Source organism: Microcoleus sp. BROC3, assembly GCF_036702515.1.
GTDB lineage: Bacteria > Cyanobacteriota > Cyanobacteriia > Cyanobacteriales > Microcoleaceae > Microcoleus.
Window position 1 is genome coordinate 24,415 of record NZ_JAUBTQ010000002.1, and the last position, 14,396, is coordinate 38,810.

Here is a 14,396-nt window from a genome sequence, read left to right on the forward strand (position 1 = left end):
GTTTATATCAAAGCTGAGATCCCCCCTAACCCCCCTTAATAAGGGGGGAACAAGAAATTTTATCAAAGTCCCCCTTATTAAGGGGGATTTAGGGGGATCTAGACTTTGCCTAAAAGCGATATTTATTATAGGTTTCAGTCTTAAGTTGACACCAATTGGCACGGTGGAGTGTCCCTACGGGGAACGAGAAAGCGGCTGCGATCGCAAGGCAAGCAGAACGGCCGCAGCAGATGAACAAAATAAGATTATGCTATAGACAGAGATATCCGAGCAATCCTCTGTCCGGTACTCGACGTTATAAAAATACTAAGTTGAAGTCCTCGGAGCCTTTAAGATGGTTCAATTTCATATTCAAACAGATAGCGATATTCCCGCATCCACCCAACTATTCAATCAAATCAGGTTTGCGATCGCATCGCGACAATTTCCGCCCGGGCACCGCTTGCCCAGCACTAGGCAACTAGCCATGCAGACGGGTTTGCACCGCAACACCATCAGCAAAGTATACCGACAGCTAGAAAATACCGGACTCGTAGTAGCCCAAGCAGGATCTGGCATTTACGTCCGCGCTCAAGGCCACGAAGGCGGCAGTAAACTCAAATCCCCGATCCTCGAAGAATATCCCCTTGCCAACAAAATAGTGCAAGAAAGTATGGATCAACTGCTGGGACAGGGCTGTACGCTCAACCAAGCCAGGGAATTATTTTTGGCCGAAATAGACTGGCGGCTCAGATGCAGCGCCCGAGTGCTCGTCACAGCCCCCACAGAAGACATCGGCGTGGGCGAGCTGATGGCGAAAGAACTCGAACAAGCTCTGCGCATTCCCATACAGTTAGTGCCGATGGAACAGCTAGGTACTTTTCTGGATCAAATCTCTTCGGGAACTGTGATCACCAGCCGGTATTTTATCGGAGAAGCAGAATCGATTTCGGCACCGCGTTCGGTGCGAGTCATTCCCGTAGATATCTACGACTACAGTCAGGAAATCCAGCTAGTGGGGGGTTTGCCAAAAGACAGTTATTTGGGTCTTGTCAGCCTGAGTCCGGGAATGCTGCGATCGACCGAAGTCATCATCCACAGCATCCGGGGAGAGGATTTGCTGGTGATGACGGCATTGCTGTCAGACGCCTACAAGATTAACTCGATCGTGCGATCGGCCAGAACAATTCTCTGCGACCAACCGAGTTTTGCTACAGTAAAAGCTGCCATTAACGCGGTCAGAGAAGATATTATTCGTCCCCCTCAACTGGTATGCTGCGAAAATTACATCGGCTCTAAGTCGATTAACTTGCTCAAACGCGAGTTGGGCTTGGGATGATACGATTTTCGATTTTCGATTTTCGATTTTCGATTAAAAAATTGGGAATGACTTACTGCATAATGGTTGGGATATTCTTTAAAGCTGCATCCTTTTGGGAACTGGTATAATTCTCAATTCCTAATGGGCGTAATGTGCTTAAGTAGGTTGCACCCTACATAATTAGGTTATGCGTCTAGGACTGAACTCGTAACTTTCAACTTCTATTACCCAATAGCGGATACCGGATACCCAATTCCCAGCGATTACCAATTACCAATTACCAATCATTTATGACAATTGAAATCCAACCTTCTATTAATGTTAAAACCGCGATCGAAAGCCGACGGGCCGCGCGCAGTTTCAAACCAGATCCGATTCCCCCAGCAATATTGGCAGAGATTTTGCGATTGGGAGTGCGATCGCCCTCCGGTTACAACTTGCAGCCTTGGCGGTTTATCGTACTTCAAGATTCAGCCAGCAAACAAAAATTAAAAGCTTGCGCTTTCGACCAGCGCCAAGTGGTAGAAGCCCCAACAGTATTAATTTGCTGTGGCGATCGGCGCGCCGGTGAACCGGAAAACACCGAAGCCGTCATCGAATTGGGCAAAGCAGCAGGCGCAATGAATGACAATTTAGCCGGTTATATGCGGCAAGCAATCCCGCAATTGTTCGAGAACCGTCCCTGCTTCGAGTCCCTAGAAACTTGGACAAACAGGCATACAATGCTCGCAGTAGCCCACTTAATGATTGCAGCTAAAAGCTTTGGAGTAGACAGTTGTCCGATGGAAGGTTTTGTCAGCGCTAAGGTGAAAGAAGCCTTTCAAGTTCCCGAAGAAGTAGATGTTTGCTGTTTGCTGCCGCTTGGTTATGCAGCAGAACCTTTGAAACAATACGGCGGGCGTTTTGAGGTGACTCAAGTTTATTACAGTGAAAGTTATGGAGAGACCTTGCAAATTGAGATTTGAGAGTTAAGATTTGAGAGTTAAGATTTAAGAATTGAGATTTGAATGAGTCGGTACAAGTTCAAACAAATCGGAAATACCGACAATTTCGCTATTTCGCAATCCGAAATCTAAAATCTAAAATCTAAAATCTAAAATCTAAAATTTCAAGTGGTGATATCAGAGAGAGGAAAAATATGACAGTAGCAGCGCGACAAAGCAACGCCCAAATTTTAGAAGTAAAGTTGCAGCAGCACTTACAAGCAGCCGGCTTTAAAAAATTACCGCTTTATATCAGTTGCGATTTTCGAGATGAATCTTTAACGGTTGTGGGAGAACACCCGCGCAGTTTAGTTCTCAAAGCAAAACCGACTTTTGCAGTGCTAGAAGCAGCCCTTCTCGAAATAGAACCAGAATCTATTCAACAGATTGGACTTTGCCTAAAAATTACCGGGCAAAAACAGCCTTATGCTTTCCATTCTTTTACCATGCACAACCCTGTTTTGTCAAGACCAAAAACAGTGCAGTTGTTCAAAAAAACAGAGAATACCCCCGCAGAAGAAACCGGGATAGTCTTAACAGAAAATGCGGCCCAGACTGCAGATGTAGAGGAGAAGATACCGTTAGAAACGGATGGGAAAGATGCGTGGGATGAAGAATATTTCCCCAATTTGTCTGAGAGTTCCAGCAATTCCGAGCCGATCGCCTTTAAAGTAGCTGCCATACCGACAGATATTGCAGACAATCCCTTCAATCCGCTGGATATGGAAGCGGTAACAGTTGCCCAAAAACCCCAGCATTCACCGTTTGCGATGCTGGCTGCAGCAGGAATGGTCAGCATGGCGGCGCTAATTTTGGCAGGCGGTTATTATATGCTGAGCCGCCCCTGCGTCATCGGAGAATGTACTGCATTAGCTAATGCCAAACAGTTGAGCGAGAATTCGGCGAAGACGCTGAAAACGTCAAAAGTTGCCAGCAGCCCCCAAGAAGCGCAGGAACAGTTAAAACAGGCGATCGCCCTTTTGGAACCGATTCCCTCTTGGTCAATTCATCGCGGTGAAGCTCAAACCGCTCTGGAAAACTACCGCCAGCAAAGTCAGAATTTAAACTCTGCGATCGATGCAGCGCGCCTCGCACAGTCAGCAGCCCAGAAAATCCAAAATTCGCCTTATTCTGCCGAGAACGGGCAGGAAGCGCAAGCTCTGTGGCAAAGCGCGATCGCCGAACTCGGAGAAATCCCCACAGATAGCCCAGTTTATCCGTTTGCTCAGAGAAAGACAAAAGAATACCGGAAGAATTTAGCAAGCGGAAATCGCCAGTTAAGCACAGAGAAACAAGCCGAAAAAACGCTGCTCGCCGCCAAAAATACAGCCCAAATAGCAGAAGCTCGCGAAGCAGTAGCTCAGACAGCCGAGACTTGGGATCAAGTGCAAGCAGGTTGGGAAGAATCCCTCGAAACCCTATCAGAAATTCCCACGGGTACGACATCTTACCAACAAGCTAAACTGCTAGTTCCCAAATACGAAACCAAACTTTCACAAGCTCGCGAGCGCAAAAATGTCGAAGGAATTTCTGAAGATGCCTACACTCAAGCAGTGACTTTAGCAGCTCAAGCTAAAATTTTTGAGGGGCAAAATGCGTGGTTTAAAGCATCAGAATACTGGCGGAGAGCTTTGAGTTACGCGGAGCAAGTGCCGGCGGCAACTTCTTATTCCCAGAAAGCCCAACCGCTGATCGCTTCCTACAAAACTTCCTTGCAGCAAGCAGAAGTAAGGTTGCAGGAAGAAAGAAATCTGCAAAAAGCCCGCACCGATTTAGATAGAACTTGCAAAGGCAACCCCAAAATTTGTGACTATACTGTTAGCAAAGGTTTGATTGCCGTGCAGATGACTCCAGGTTACGTGCAGAAACTGCAACAAACTTTTATTCAAGCAAACAACAACAATGCTGTGAAGTCTCGCCAAGCTGTAGAAAACCACGTTCAAACGTTGCAAAAAGCTTTGGAGGCGATCGCCGAAAACGCCAAAATCCCGATGCAGGTGTACGATGGCGAAGGCAAGCGGATTGCGAGCCACGAACCGAAATAGTTGTATTTGTAGGGTGCGTGAGGGCGAAAAATTTGTCACAACGATCGAAATATTTACACTCACGCATCGCCAGCAATTTCACCCGCAGTCAATCCAGCTTGAAAAACTTGTTGCGCCGTTAATTTCAACTCGGGAAAAGTTGGCGACTCAATCCTATCATTTCCCCGAAACAAACTCACCTCATACTCGCCCTCAACCAACTGATAAACCGATATCGTTGGTTGTTTGGGATTGCCAATAAACCTGCGACCCCCCAAACCGAGATAATCCACAATCCAGTATTCAGGAATCCCGATTAGTTCGTATTCGCCTACTTTTTTGATGTAGTCATCTTGCCAATTCGTGCTAACTACTTCAATAACCAGCGGAATTGATGCGCCTTGAGTCACAGTGGAGAACTTTTCCCAAAGAGGTTCTGATGCTAAATTGGTTTCATTTAATATCAGAACATCGGGGGAATAAGCTGATTCGTTTTCGGACGACTTAACTAATGCTTGTTTAGGGATGAAGTACGGAAGGTTTAATCGATCGAATTGCGCGGTCAGTTTTTTGGCTGAAAAACCTATAACTTTCTCATGCTTACCTAATGGCTGTGACATTTCAACAATCTCTCCATTGTGCAGTTCATAACGTCCGTTTTCGGGCTTCCATTCCGCAAATTCTTCAAAAGTTAGCGGTTTAGTTGCAGTTTGAATCATGGCTATTTCTCCTGAATTATGGCCGGGCGGGCTAGAAGCCCACCCCACAAGAAAACTCACTCTTTGTGGAACAGGCATCTTGCCTGTTCCGCCCACCCCACAAGAAAACTTAAGTCTTGTGGAACAGGCATCTTGCCTGTTCTTAAAAATACTGCGGGTTTAATAGATAAGCTGTCTGGCATCTAAATTGTTTTTTTCGGGCGGGCGAGACGCCCACCCCACAAGAAAATTTAAGTCTTGTGGAACAGGCATCTTGCCTGTTCTTAAAAATAGTGCCAAATGCAAGTTCATACCCACATGATCTTACCAATGCCCAATTCCCAATTACCATTTTATCAATTGTGCATCTTGATTGAAAAACTTCCGGGACAATCCCTCAGTCAACAGCAGAGTTGCGATTACAGTTGCCAGCGCTAACACAAACATAATCAAAATCTGGTAAGATGCTGCATCAAGAGGACTGACACCGCTCAGCATTTGACCTGTCATCATTCCCGGTAAAGTCACGATTCCTACCACTGTCATTGTATTTAAGAGCGGGATTAATCCAGCTTTGATCGCATCTTTGCGGTATTGTTTGACTGCTTGCTGCGGCGTCGAACCTAAACTTAAATGGGTCTCTATTTCTAACTGGCTGCTATTAACTGTACTGACAAGTCTTTCGCCGGCGATCGCCCCGGAGTTCATAGCATTGCCCAAAATCATACCCGCTAAAGGAATCAGGTATTGCGGTTCGTACCAAGGGTCAGGTTGCAAAATTAGCAAGTTTGTATACGCGAGAGTCAAGGCCGTACTGATAAAAATTGAACCCCAAACTAAGGGCAGTAAGTTCTTGATTTTTTTGCTGATGCGGTTGCTGGCAACCATGCTAGCTGTTGTCAGCATGATTGCTAAAACTGCTAAAACCAGCCAAGGATTTTTCCCCTCCGGGTCAAATACGACTGCGAGCACGTATCCGACTAAGATTAGCTGGATCAGGGTGCGCCCCGCGGCGATCGCGATCGCCCCCTCCAATCCCAATCCCTGCCACGCCGAAAGCCCGATCGCGATCGCCACCATCCCCAAAGCCCAACCCAAATCAGTAAAATCTAGCAGAATTAACACCGGCCTACCCTTTCGATAATGTGATTGTTTGCCTGTCCAAATATAAGATATTGCAATAAAGGTTTCTGAGAAACAGTTTTGCTGCAAGAATTTGCTTTGATAATGGTTGAAATTTATGGTGTGAAGAGTGAATAATGTTCCCCCCCTCGACTTAACCCGCCAATACGCGCAGATTGGCGACGAGATAACCGCTGCGGTGCAAAAAGTGCTTGCCTCTGGCGGCTACGTAGGCGGCCCAGCCGTAAAGAGTTTTGAACGAGAGTTCGCCGACTACACTGGAGTTTCCGAGTGCGTGGGCTGCAACTCCGGCACCGATGCCCTGATTTTGGCTTTGCGAGCTCTCAAAATTGGCCCTGGCGATGAAGTAATTACCACTCCTTTTACCTTTTTTGCTTCGGCTGAGACAATTAGCGCCGTCGGCGCAACTCCAGTATTTGTCGATATTGACAGCGATACTTTTAATCTGGATGTCGAGCTCCTCGAAGCGGCAATTACCGACAAAACCAAGGCAATTATGCCCGTGCACATCTTCGGTCAACCGGTAGACATGACTCGGTTGATGGAAATTGCGACTCGACACAATTTAGCCGTAATTGAAGATTGCGCCCAATCTGTCGGGGCCGAGTGGCAGTCTCGAAAAGTGGGCAGTATTGGTCATGTAGGATGCTTTAGTTTTTATCCGACCAAAAATTTAGGCGCTTGCGGTGACGGTGGCGCGGTGACGACAAATGATCCTGCCCTCGCAGCTTCGATGCGAGTGCTCAAAGAACACGGACAGTCTTCTAGGTATTTCTACGAAGAAATCGGGTACAACAGCCGTTTAGATGCCCTGCAAGCGGTGATTCTCAGCATTAAATTGCGGTATCTCGACAGTTGGAACGCCCAGCGGCGGGAGAAAGCGGCACTTTACAGCGAATTTCTCTCCCGCGCGCCCGGAGTTGCCGTCCCCAAAGAATTGCCGGAAGCAAAAGGAGTTTGGAATCAATACACGATCCGGCTGACAAGTCCAGAAGAGGCGCAAAATTCCTCTGGCAATTTTCGAGATTGGATGCGGGCTCAGTTGCAGGAAGCTGGCATCGGTTCGATGGTTTACTATCCGTTACCTTTGCACCTGCAACCTGTTTACAAATCTTTGGGTTATCAAGCAGGTCAGTTGCCAAAGGCTGAGCAAGTTTGTCGCGAAGTCTTGTCTTTGCCGATGTTTCCGGAACTGTCGAGGGATCAACAAGAGCGGACGATTTATGGTTTGAAAGATTGCTTGGCAAAGGCCGATCGCATCCGGTAGCTTTGGCGCGATGGCATCAGCGAGGGAAATGCAGGAGGAGAAAAGAATTGCAGGGTTGCAGTGCTGTGAGAATGTGCAGGGTTCAGGGAGAGCTGTTAAGTATTTTGACCGATCACTTGTACTTTTATGTACTATATTTAATGAAAAGAAACAAATTTAGGCTAGCAATCCGCCTCGCACGGGTGCATTTTCCGCTCGCCTAAAACTTGCAGTGCGATCGGTCAATGATGAAGAAGGAAGAGGGAAGAGGGAAGAACGAAGAAGGAAGAACGAAGAAGAAAGAATAAATAATATTTGAACTTTCGACTTCCATCCCCGATGCCCGATGCCCGATGCCCGATGCCCGATGCCCGATGCCCAATTCTCAATTTAACCTGTAATTTTCAGAAGATAAGAGGAAAATAAACGAGTGCCTCAGTATCAATTCACTCAGGCTAGACGCTACGATCCACAAGCGATCGCTCAGTATTACCGCAACCGTCCTTGGAAAGCAATTTGGCGCGCAATTACCGTTATTTGGTCTTTTGCGGGCTTCGTGCTGGGGATGCTGTGGGACAGTTGGCAGCACGAAGTCGCAGCACACCAGCCGGAACGGGCCGCCCACCTGCGACAAATACTCACTCGCTTGGGCCCCACTTTCATTAAAGTCGGCCAAGCCCTTTCTACCAGACCAGATTTGATCCGCAAAGACTTTCTCGAAGAATTGATCAAACTTCAGGATCAATTGCCGCCGTTTGACTCGGTGCGCGCTTTCGAGATTATTGAAGCGGAACTCGATCGCAAAATTAGCGAAACCTATAGCGAAATCTCTCCCGAACCTGTCGCCGCGGCAAGTCTCGGTCAAGTCTATCGAGCTCGCCTCCTCACCGGGGAAGCAGTAGCAGTCAAGGTTCAGCGACCGAATTTGCTGCCAGTCTTGAGCCTTGACCTTTACTTAATGCGCTGGGCGGCTGGATTGTTGGGCCCCTGGCTGCCGCTGAATCTCGGTCACGACCTTTGTTTAATAGTCGATGAATTCGGTATCAAATTGTTCGAGGAAATTGATTATATCAATGAAGGACGCAACGCCGAGAAATTTGCTACAAATTTTGCCGACGACCCGACAGTAAAAGTTCCGAGCATTTACTGGCGTTATACTTCAAATTGCGTTCTGACTCTCGAATGGATTGACGGCATCAAGCTGACAGATATGGAAAGTGTTAAAGCCGCAGGTTTGGATACCGATAGTTTAATTGAAGTCGGAGTCCGCAGCGGTTTGCGACAGTTGCTGGAACACGGATTTTTTCATGCTGACCCCCATCCCGGAAATCTGTTTGCCTTAGCGGACGGCCGCATGGCTTACATTGATTTTGGGATGATGGATCAGATGGAAGAAACAACTAAAGAAACTTTGGTTGATTCTGTCGTTCATTTGATCAACAAAGATTACTTACAGTTAGCTAAGGATTTTGTCAAACTGGGCTTTTTGACACCAGATACAGATATTATGCCGATCGTCCCGGCGCTGGAATCTGTACTGGGTGATATCGTCGGCGAAAAGGTGTCAGATTTTAACTTCAAGACGATTACAGACCAGTTTTCGGAGTTGATGTACGATTATCCTTTCCGGGTGCCGGCGAAATTTGCCTTAATTATTCGCTCTCTGGTGACAGAAGAAGGTTTGGCCCTGACGCTGAATCCCAATTTCAAGATAGTCGAGGTGGCGTATCCTTATGTAGCGCGGCGTTTGTTGAACGGAGAATCTCCGGCACTGCGGCGGCGTCTGATTGAGGTATTATTCAAAGATGGCAAATTCCAGTGGAACAGGTTGGAGGACATGATCGCGATCGCCCGATCCGATCGTAGTTTCGACTTGCTACCAACAGCACAACTAGGCTTGCAATTTTTGCTGTCCGAGGAAGGGTCGTTTTTGAGACGCCAGCTAATGTTAGCTTTGATTGAGGACGATCGAATCCACACCGAAGAAGTTCGCAGCCTGTGGAACTTAGTCAAGGAAGATTTGCAGCCCGGTCGCCTTTTCAACGTTGCTCTAGGCGCTTTGACGGAGTTTTCCACAGCAGGAGCAGCGGCGCTAACTCGGTTTTAATTAGAAGGAAGTTCGGCAACGGATTCTGTAACGGATGTAACGGATGTCAGTCCGATGGAAGTCGGAAGAAGGAAGAAGGAAGAAGGAAGAAAAATAATTCTACTCTTCCCAATTCCCAATTCCCAATTCCCAATTCCCAATTCCCAATTCCCCATTTCCAATTACCCAAATTACCCAAATTAAGGAATTATTCGTGTATTATTTTCCAGAACCTCCCTATTTTTTAATGTCGGCTGGACTGCTAGCAGGGATGGCCTCCGGTGTAGCATTTGAAGCAACTCTCAAACAATCCGTACAACAGTGGTCTAAAAATCGTTCTACTCGCACCTTGGCTAACCTGCCAAGGCTACAATTGGTCATACCTTTTCTGGGAATGGCTGGCGGTATTTGCGTATTTTTAGCTTCTGGAATGGAGATTTTTGGCTTCCCAAAACTACTTTCTTATGCCCTAGCTTTGCCACTGACGGTACTCACAGGTTGGCTAGTTTGGACTCAGTTGGGTAAGCTTTTGATCGAGTTAGAACGCGGAGGTTCCCAAGCGCTGGATTTAGATTCTTTTGAACAATGAAAGGTTAACTATCAACCTCTTTTTATCTGAAGGAAGGGGGTTGATAGTTCTCTAAGATTATCCTATTTGATGTTTTTTGAAACGCAGAGAACGCAGAGGAAGAGAAAGAGAAAGAAGAATAGGACAACTTATGCAATAATTTCTGTAAAATTTTTAAAATCTAAAATCTAAAATCTAAAATCTAAAATCTAATGAGTATTGTTATTGTTACGGGTGCGGCGGGATTTATTGGCTCTAACTTAGTAGAAACTCTTTTAAATAGAGGGGACACGGTTATCGGTGTTGATGAGTTCAACGATTATTACGATCCGGCTCTCAAGCGCAAGAATATTGCACGATTTGAAAAGTATCCGGGTTTTGAATTGGTGGAAGGCGATATTTTGTCTCTAAATTGGCGAGGTCTTTTATCCGATGTTAAGGTAATATTTCATCAGGCGGCGCAAGCCGGAGTTCGTGCTAGCTGGGGCGATGGTTTTCGCAGTTATACCGAACGCAATATTAACAGCACCCAAGTATTGTTAGAAGCTGCAAAAGATGCGCCAAAATTGCAAAAGTTTGTCTATGCTTCTTCTTCTTCTATTTACGGCAATGCTGAATCTTTTCCCACGAATGAAAATGCTTGTCCGCACCCGGTTTCTCCCTACGGAATTACGAAATTAGCCGGTGAACGTTTGTGCGGGCTTTATTACAAAAATTTCGGTCTTCCGACTACTTCGCTGCGCTATTTTACGGTTTACGGGCCGAGACAGCGCCCCGATATGGCTTTTCACAAGTTTTTTAAGTCGATTTTGTTTGATGAGGCGATTTCAATTTTTGGCGACGGATTGCAAACGCGGGATTTTACGTTTATCAGCGATTGCGTTGCGGCGAACTTAGCAGCGGCTGAGGTTCCGGAAGCTGCGGGGGAAGTTTTTAATATTGGTGGGGGAAGTCGGGTAGTTTTAAAAGAAGTTATTGATACAATAGAGAGAATTGTCGATCGACCTATTCGGATAGATTTTACTGAAGCTGCGAGGGGAGACGCCCGACACACTAGCGCTGATGTGTCTAAAGCCAAGAAAATCTTAGGTTATCAGCCGCAGGTTGCTTTAGAAGAAGGTTTAAGGCGCGAATGGGAGTGGATTCAGTCTTTGTACAGTTAGAGGCTATCTATCCCAGAAATTCCGCAACTTAAATTGAAAATTATTAACTTTTTGACTTCCCCAAGTTTTGAGATTTCTCCCCAAGCGAACCAACAAATTTGGAGGCGCGAGTTTTGGCTGTGTTTCCGGCGAATTCAAATAGCGATAGTGGAGAAATACGTCTCGGTAGGGAATCTCAACATCTTCGCCAGCACACAATCGAGTAAACTTTGCAGCCGAAATGCTCATGTAGTGCAAGTAAGTCAGCCGCCGTCCTTTATCGTATAGAACATAATCTATCACATCAAATTGAGAAGACCAATGATTGCCCGTTACCAGTGCAGGTTGATGATAAGCAAAGTTATAAAAAGAGATGCCGCTGCGGGCGACTAAATAGTTAAATAAAGGTTGGTCAGTTCCCCGCAAAGACAAAATTCCTGCTTCTCCTGAAGTCAATTTATCTAAAAGCTGGCTTGAGTAATTTTGATTTAAAATACCTTTTTTTGAAGCAAACCAACCAGCACAAAAAATTTGAGATTCCAGTCGGTCAAGATTGAAGATTTCTGCGAGTTTTTGGGAGGATAAGTCAAATACATAATTGAGATCAGATTTGTATTGAAAATCGTTGGCTACCCAATCAAATTCATCAAGTTTTTGATAGATGTAATCTAGAGAACCCATTAACAGAGTGTCCGCATCAAAATAGACAAATTTATCAAAAGGGCCGTCAAAACAGCAAAATTTTCGGTGCATTCCCAAACAGTGAACTTGCTGCCAACCTTTGGCTTCCCAAACTTTTTGAGCCTTGCGGTGAGATGTCCAAGCTTGAGTGGCAAAGTTTTCCCAAAAATTGATGGAATCGGTATTGTCAAAGAGGGTGACATTATGGCGAATTGCAATTTCTATTCGTACTTTTTTCATTCTGTCATCATAGGGAATGATGCAAACTGGAATATCTTTTGCCCCATTGACTTCAAGACTGTTCAATAAAGCGACTAAGTGGTCGAAAACAACATCGTTTGCCAGAATATAAATGCCATCAGCCATAGTTTTTAGTTAATAAGTAACCCAGTGCATATACATTACTTTTTAGGTGCGGGCAAGATGCCCACACCACAAGAAATAAAATTTATTGATTGTGGAACAGGCATCTTGCCTGTTTTTCAAAGCTTGTTTGGTTTCAAAAATACAACAAAATTTATAAATTGTGGAACAGGCATCTTGCCTGTTCTTCAAAGCTTTTTGATAATGATACAACATATAATTTTATCCTCACCTACTGAAAACCCGAAATATCTTTTGCACTAAATTGGGTTGTTTTTCATTGAGATAACGATAATGTTTCCAAAGTTTCCAATAAGGACTACCCGATTTAATTGGTATTCCAGCCCAGTGAAGATATTTTAACCTTTTGCCTTTGTCATAAAGAACATAATCTATTTCTTGAAAATGCTTGGAACCAGCCCAGCTTCCAGGTGCGGTTGCTGAATCTTTAACAAGATTGCAGCGTTTGGAAATCAATTTAAGAATGATATAATTTAGTATAGGTTGGTCTGTGACATTTTGAGTAAAGTCAAAATATTCTCGATGCTGCGAACATTCTCGCAAAATTTCATACATTTGCGATTCGGTAATAGTTCCTTTTCTCGAAGCCCAAAAACCGCTGTTAAATACATCTTGAAGCTGTGAGTCTGTAAAGATATTTTGTTCTTTTACAGCGGGTGAAAATACATTTCGCAGTTTTTCGCTGAGGTGGTGGTAGTCGCAGCAAAAAAAGTCTACTTCTGATAGTTTGTTTAGGTTGGCTGCGATGTCTTCAAAGACGATGATATCGGTATCGATGTACAGAAATTCATCGAGGGGGCCAAACCAAACGGCGAGTTTTCGCATTTTGTTAGGAAGGGCTAAAAAGTTGCGCTCGAACATTTGGCCAATTTCCCTGGTAAACTGTTCGACAAACTCCAGATTTGGGAACAATTGCACCCCGTGGAGACTGCTGAGTGCGGCTGCGACTTGCTGATAATTGTCGTCGAAGGGAATCAGAAAAACAGGTACTTGACAATTGTACAGACGTATGCTGTTTAAAAGGGCGATCGCACTTTCGATCACCTTATCATTCGCAACAATATAAATACCGCGACTCATACATTTATCCTCAACCTTCTCAATACCCTTTTTAACAAATTCGGCGCAGAAACCTCAGCATAAGACTTTGGCGCGTGGGCAAAAATCGGACGCTTGGACGGTTCGCGGAGATAGCGGTAATGCAGGAACAAATCGCGATAGGGAAACTCAATATTTTCGCCCGCACAAACTCTCCGAATTAAATCGGGCTGCACGCCAATATAATGAATGTAAGTAAGTCGGTTTCCCTTGTCGTACAAAATCTGATCTTGCTCTTCAAAATGTTTGGAAGTGACGCTGCACCCAGTTTTTTCGCCATCCGGGAGGCTGTAAGCAAAATTATAGCTATTCATCCCCGTTTTCATCACCATATAATTGAGCAACGGCTGTTCTCCCGCACCTTCATAGAGAATTTCCGCCTCGCCCGATTGCAGTTGAGCTAACAGCCATTCCCTAGTATCTTGCTCAAACAATCCTTGCTTGCTTGCGTAAAATCCCGAACAAAATATTTCCGAGTCGATCCGATTTTGCTCAAAAACTTCGAGGAGTTTTGGCGACTGAATATTGTATACTTTAGTTGGGTCGCGAAATTGAAAATCATAAACCACAAAATCCGATTCCTCTAACTTCTGAAAAACCGCATCAAGGGAATTCATCACCAAAGTATCCGCATCCATATAGATAAACTTTTCAAACGGGCCGTCGAAAGCGCAAAAGCGCCGGTGTGCGCCGTAAAGCCGAATTTTTTTGCGGTTCAAACGCTCTGGAGCGGCTGCTTGCATGAATTTATCCCATCGCTGAATAGATGCGCTATCTTCATAAATAAAGACGTTGGGACGGTTAACAATTTCAGCTTGGATTTGCTGTATCTGGTCGTCGAAAGGATAAATACAGACAGGAGTATTTGAGCCTAAGATAACTTCAATACTGTTGAGCAAGGCAATTAGTTGGTCGTAAACTGTATCGTTGGCTAGCGTGCAAATTCCATTCATATCTATAGTCTCGCGAAGGCGGACTTTGTTTGTGTCGTTGCGGTTTCAACCGCCGAATCAGTTAGTAAAATGGTAGAGAAGGGCGATCGA

General features: G+C 45.2%; 12 protein-coding genes. 7 read left to right on the plus strand and 5 right to left on the minus strand.

The window, feature by feature from the left end:
* The first annotated feature begins 334 nt into the window (after window positions 1-334).
* The 3 genes from QUB30_RS01500 to QUB30_RS01510 all read left to right on the plus strand — a co-directional run bounded on the left by QUB30_RS01500 (window position 335) and on the right by QUB30_RS01510 (window position 4,328).
* On the plus strand, window positions 335-1,318 hold the full coding sequence (locus QUB30_RS01500; RefSeq protein ID WP_333328040.1) for a GntR family transcriptional regulator: 984 nt from the start codon (window positions 335-337) through the stop codon (window positions 1,316-1,318).
* 272 nt (window positions 1,319-1,590) lie between these two features.
* Window positions 1,591-2,265 carry a nitroreductase family protein gene (locus QUB30_RS01505; protein WP_333328043.1) on the plus strand — a complete coding sequence of 225 codons (675 nt, stop codon included), beginning with the start codon at window positions 1,591-1,593 and terminating at the stop codon, window positions 2,263-2,265.
* Window positions 2,266-2,438: 173 nt separating this feature from the next.
* A complete protein-coding gene (locus tag QUB30_RS01510; RefSeq protein WP_333328046.1) occupies window positions 2,439-4,328 on the plus strand; it encodes a hypothetical protein in 1,890 nt (629 codons plus the stop codon).
* A 59-nt stretch (window positions 4,329-4,387) separates the two neighbouring features.
* Here QUB30_RS01510 and QUB30_RS01515 read toward each other — a convergent pair whose 3' ends face one another.
* Together QUB30_RS01515 and QUB30_RS01520 are read right to left on the minus strand one after the other, a co-directional pair.
* Window positions 4,388-5,026: a Uma2 family endonuclease gene (locus tag QUB30_RS01515; RefSeq protein ID WP_333328049.1), complete on the minus strand. Its 639-nt coding sequence runs from the start codon at window positions 5,024-5,026 to the stop codon at window positions 4,388-4,390.
* A gap of 324 nt (window positions 5,027-5,350) precedes the next feature.
* The gene (locus QUB30_RS01520; RefSeq protein WP_190742169.1) at window positions 5,351-6,130 is read right to left on the minus strand and encodes an ABC transporter permease; all 780 of its coding nucleotides are present in this window, start codon (window positions 6,128-6,130) and stop codon (window positions 5,351-5,353) included.
* A 127-nt stretch (window positions 6,131-6,257) separates the two neighbouring features.
* Between QUB30_RS01520 and QUB30_RS01525 the strand changes: the two genes are divergently transcribed.
* From QUB30_RS01525 to QUB30_RS01540, 4 genes are all read left to right on the plus strand, one after another.
* Window positions 6,258-7,415 (plus strand): DegT/DnrJ/EryC1/StrS family aminotransferase, encoded by a 1,158-nt coding sequence (locus tag QUB30_RS01525; RefSeq protein ID WP_333328052.1) that lies wholly within the window; start codon window positions 6,258-6,260, stop codon window positions 7,413-7,415.
* Between the two features lie 409 nt (window positions 7,416-7,824).
* Window positions 7,825-9,501, plus strand: coding sequence for an AarF/ABC1/UbiB kinase family protein (locus tag QUB30_RS01530; RefSeq protein WP_333328055.1), 1,677 nt, complete (start codon window positions 7,825-7,827; stop codon window positions 9,499-9,501).
* 193 nt (window positions 9,502-9,694) lie between these two features.
* Window positions 9,695-10,069, plus strand: coding sequence for a hypothetical protein (locus QUB30_RS01535; protein WP_333041041.1), 375 nt, complete (start codon window positions 9,695-9,697; stop codon window positions 10,067-10,069).
* Window positions 10,070-10,260: 191 nt separating this feature from the next.
* A complete protein-coding gene (locus QUB30_RS01540) occupies window positions 10,261-11,211 on the plus strand; it encodes an NAD-dependent epimerase/dehydratase family protein (protein WP_333328058.1) in 951 nt (316 codons plus the stop codon).
* A 3-nt stretch (window positions 11,212-11,214) separates the two neighbouring features.
* Here QUB30_RS01540 and QUB30_RS01545 read toward each other — a convergent pair whose 3' ends face one another.
* The 3 genes from QUB30_RS01545 to QUB30_RS01555 all read right to left on the minus strand — a co-directional run bounded on the left by QUB30_RS01545 (window position 11,215) and on the right by QUB30_RS01555 (window position 14,306).
* On the minus strand, window positions 11,215-12,237 hold the full coding sequence (locus QUB30_RS01545) for an Npun_R2821/Npun_R2822 family protein (protein WP_333328061.1): 1,023 nt from the start codon (window positions 12,235-12,237) through the stop codon (window positions 11,215-11,217).
* A gap of 225 nt (window positions 12,238-12,462) precedes the next feature.
* Window positions 12,463-13,335, minus strand: coding sequence for an Npun_R2821/Npun_R2822 family protein (locus QUB30_RS01550; RefSeq protein WP_333328064.1), 873 nt, complete (start codon window positions 13,333-13,335; stop codon window positions 12,463-12,465).
* A complete protein-coding gene (locus tag QUB30_RS01555; RefSeq protein ID WP_333328067.1) occupies window positions 13,332-14,306 on the minus strand; it encodes an Npun_R2821/Npun_R2822 family protein in 975 nt (324 codons plus the stop codon). The genes QUB30_RS01550 and QUB30_RS01555 overlap by 4 nt, the downstream gene beginning before the upstream one ends.
* Between the last annotated feature and the right edge of the window lie 90 nt (window positions 14,307-14,396).

Coding starts and splice junctions, on each gene's coding strand:
- QUB30_RS01500 (WP_333328040.1), top strand. CDS start 335: ATGGTTCAATTTCATATTCAAACAGATAGCGATATTCCCGCATCCACC.
- QUB30_RS01505 (WP_333328043.1), top strand. CDS start 1,591: ATGACAATTGAAATCCAACCTTCTATTAATGTTAAAACCGCGATCGAA.
- QUB30_RS01510 (WP_333328046.1), top strand. CDS start 2,439: ATGACAGTAGCAGCGCGACAAAGCAACGCCCAAATTTTAGAAGTAAAG.
- QUB30_RS01515 (WP_333328049.1), bottom strand. CDS start 5,026: ATGATTCAAACTGCAACTAAACCGCTAACTTTTGAAGAATTTGCGGAA.
- QUB30_RS01540 (WP_333328058.1), top strand. CDS start 10,261: ATGAGTATTGTTATTGTTACGGGTGCGGCGGGATTTATTGGCTCTAAC.
- QUB30_RS01545 (WP_333328061.1), bottom strand. CDS start 12,237: ATGGCTGATGGCATTTATATTCTGGCAAACGATGTTGTTTTCGACCAC.
- QUB30_RS01550 (WP_333328064.1), bottom strand. CDS start 13,335: ATGAGTCGCGGTATTTATATTGTTGCGAATGATAAGGTGATCGAAAGT.
- QUB30_RS01555 (WP_333328067.1), bottom strand. CDS start 14,306: ATGAATGGAATTTGCACGCTAGCCAACGATACAGTTTACGACCAACTA.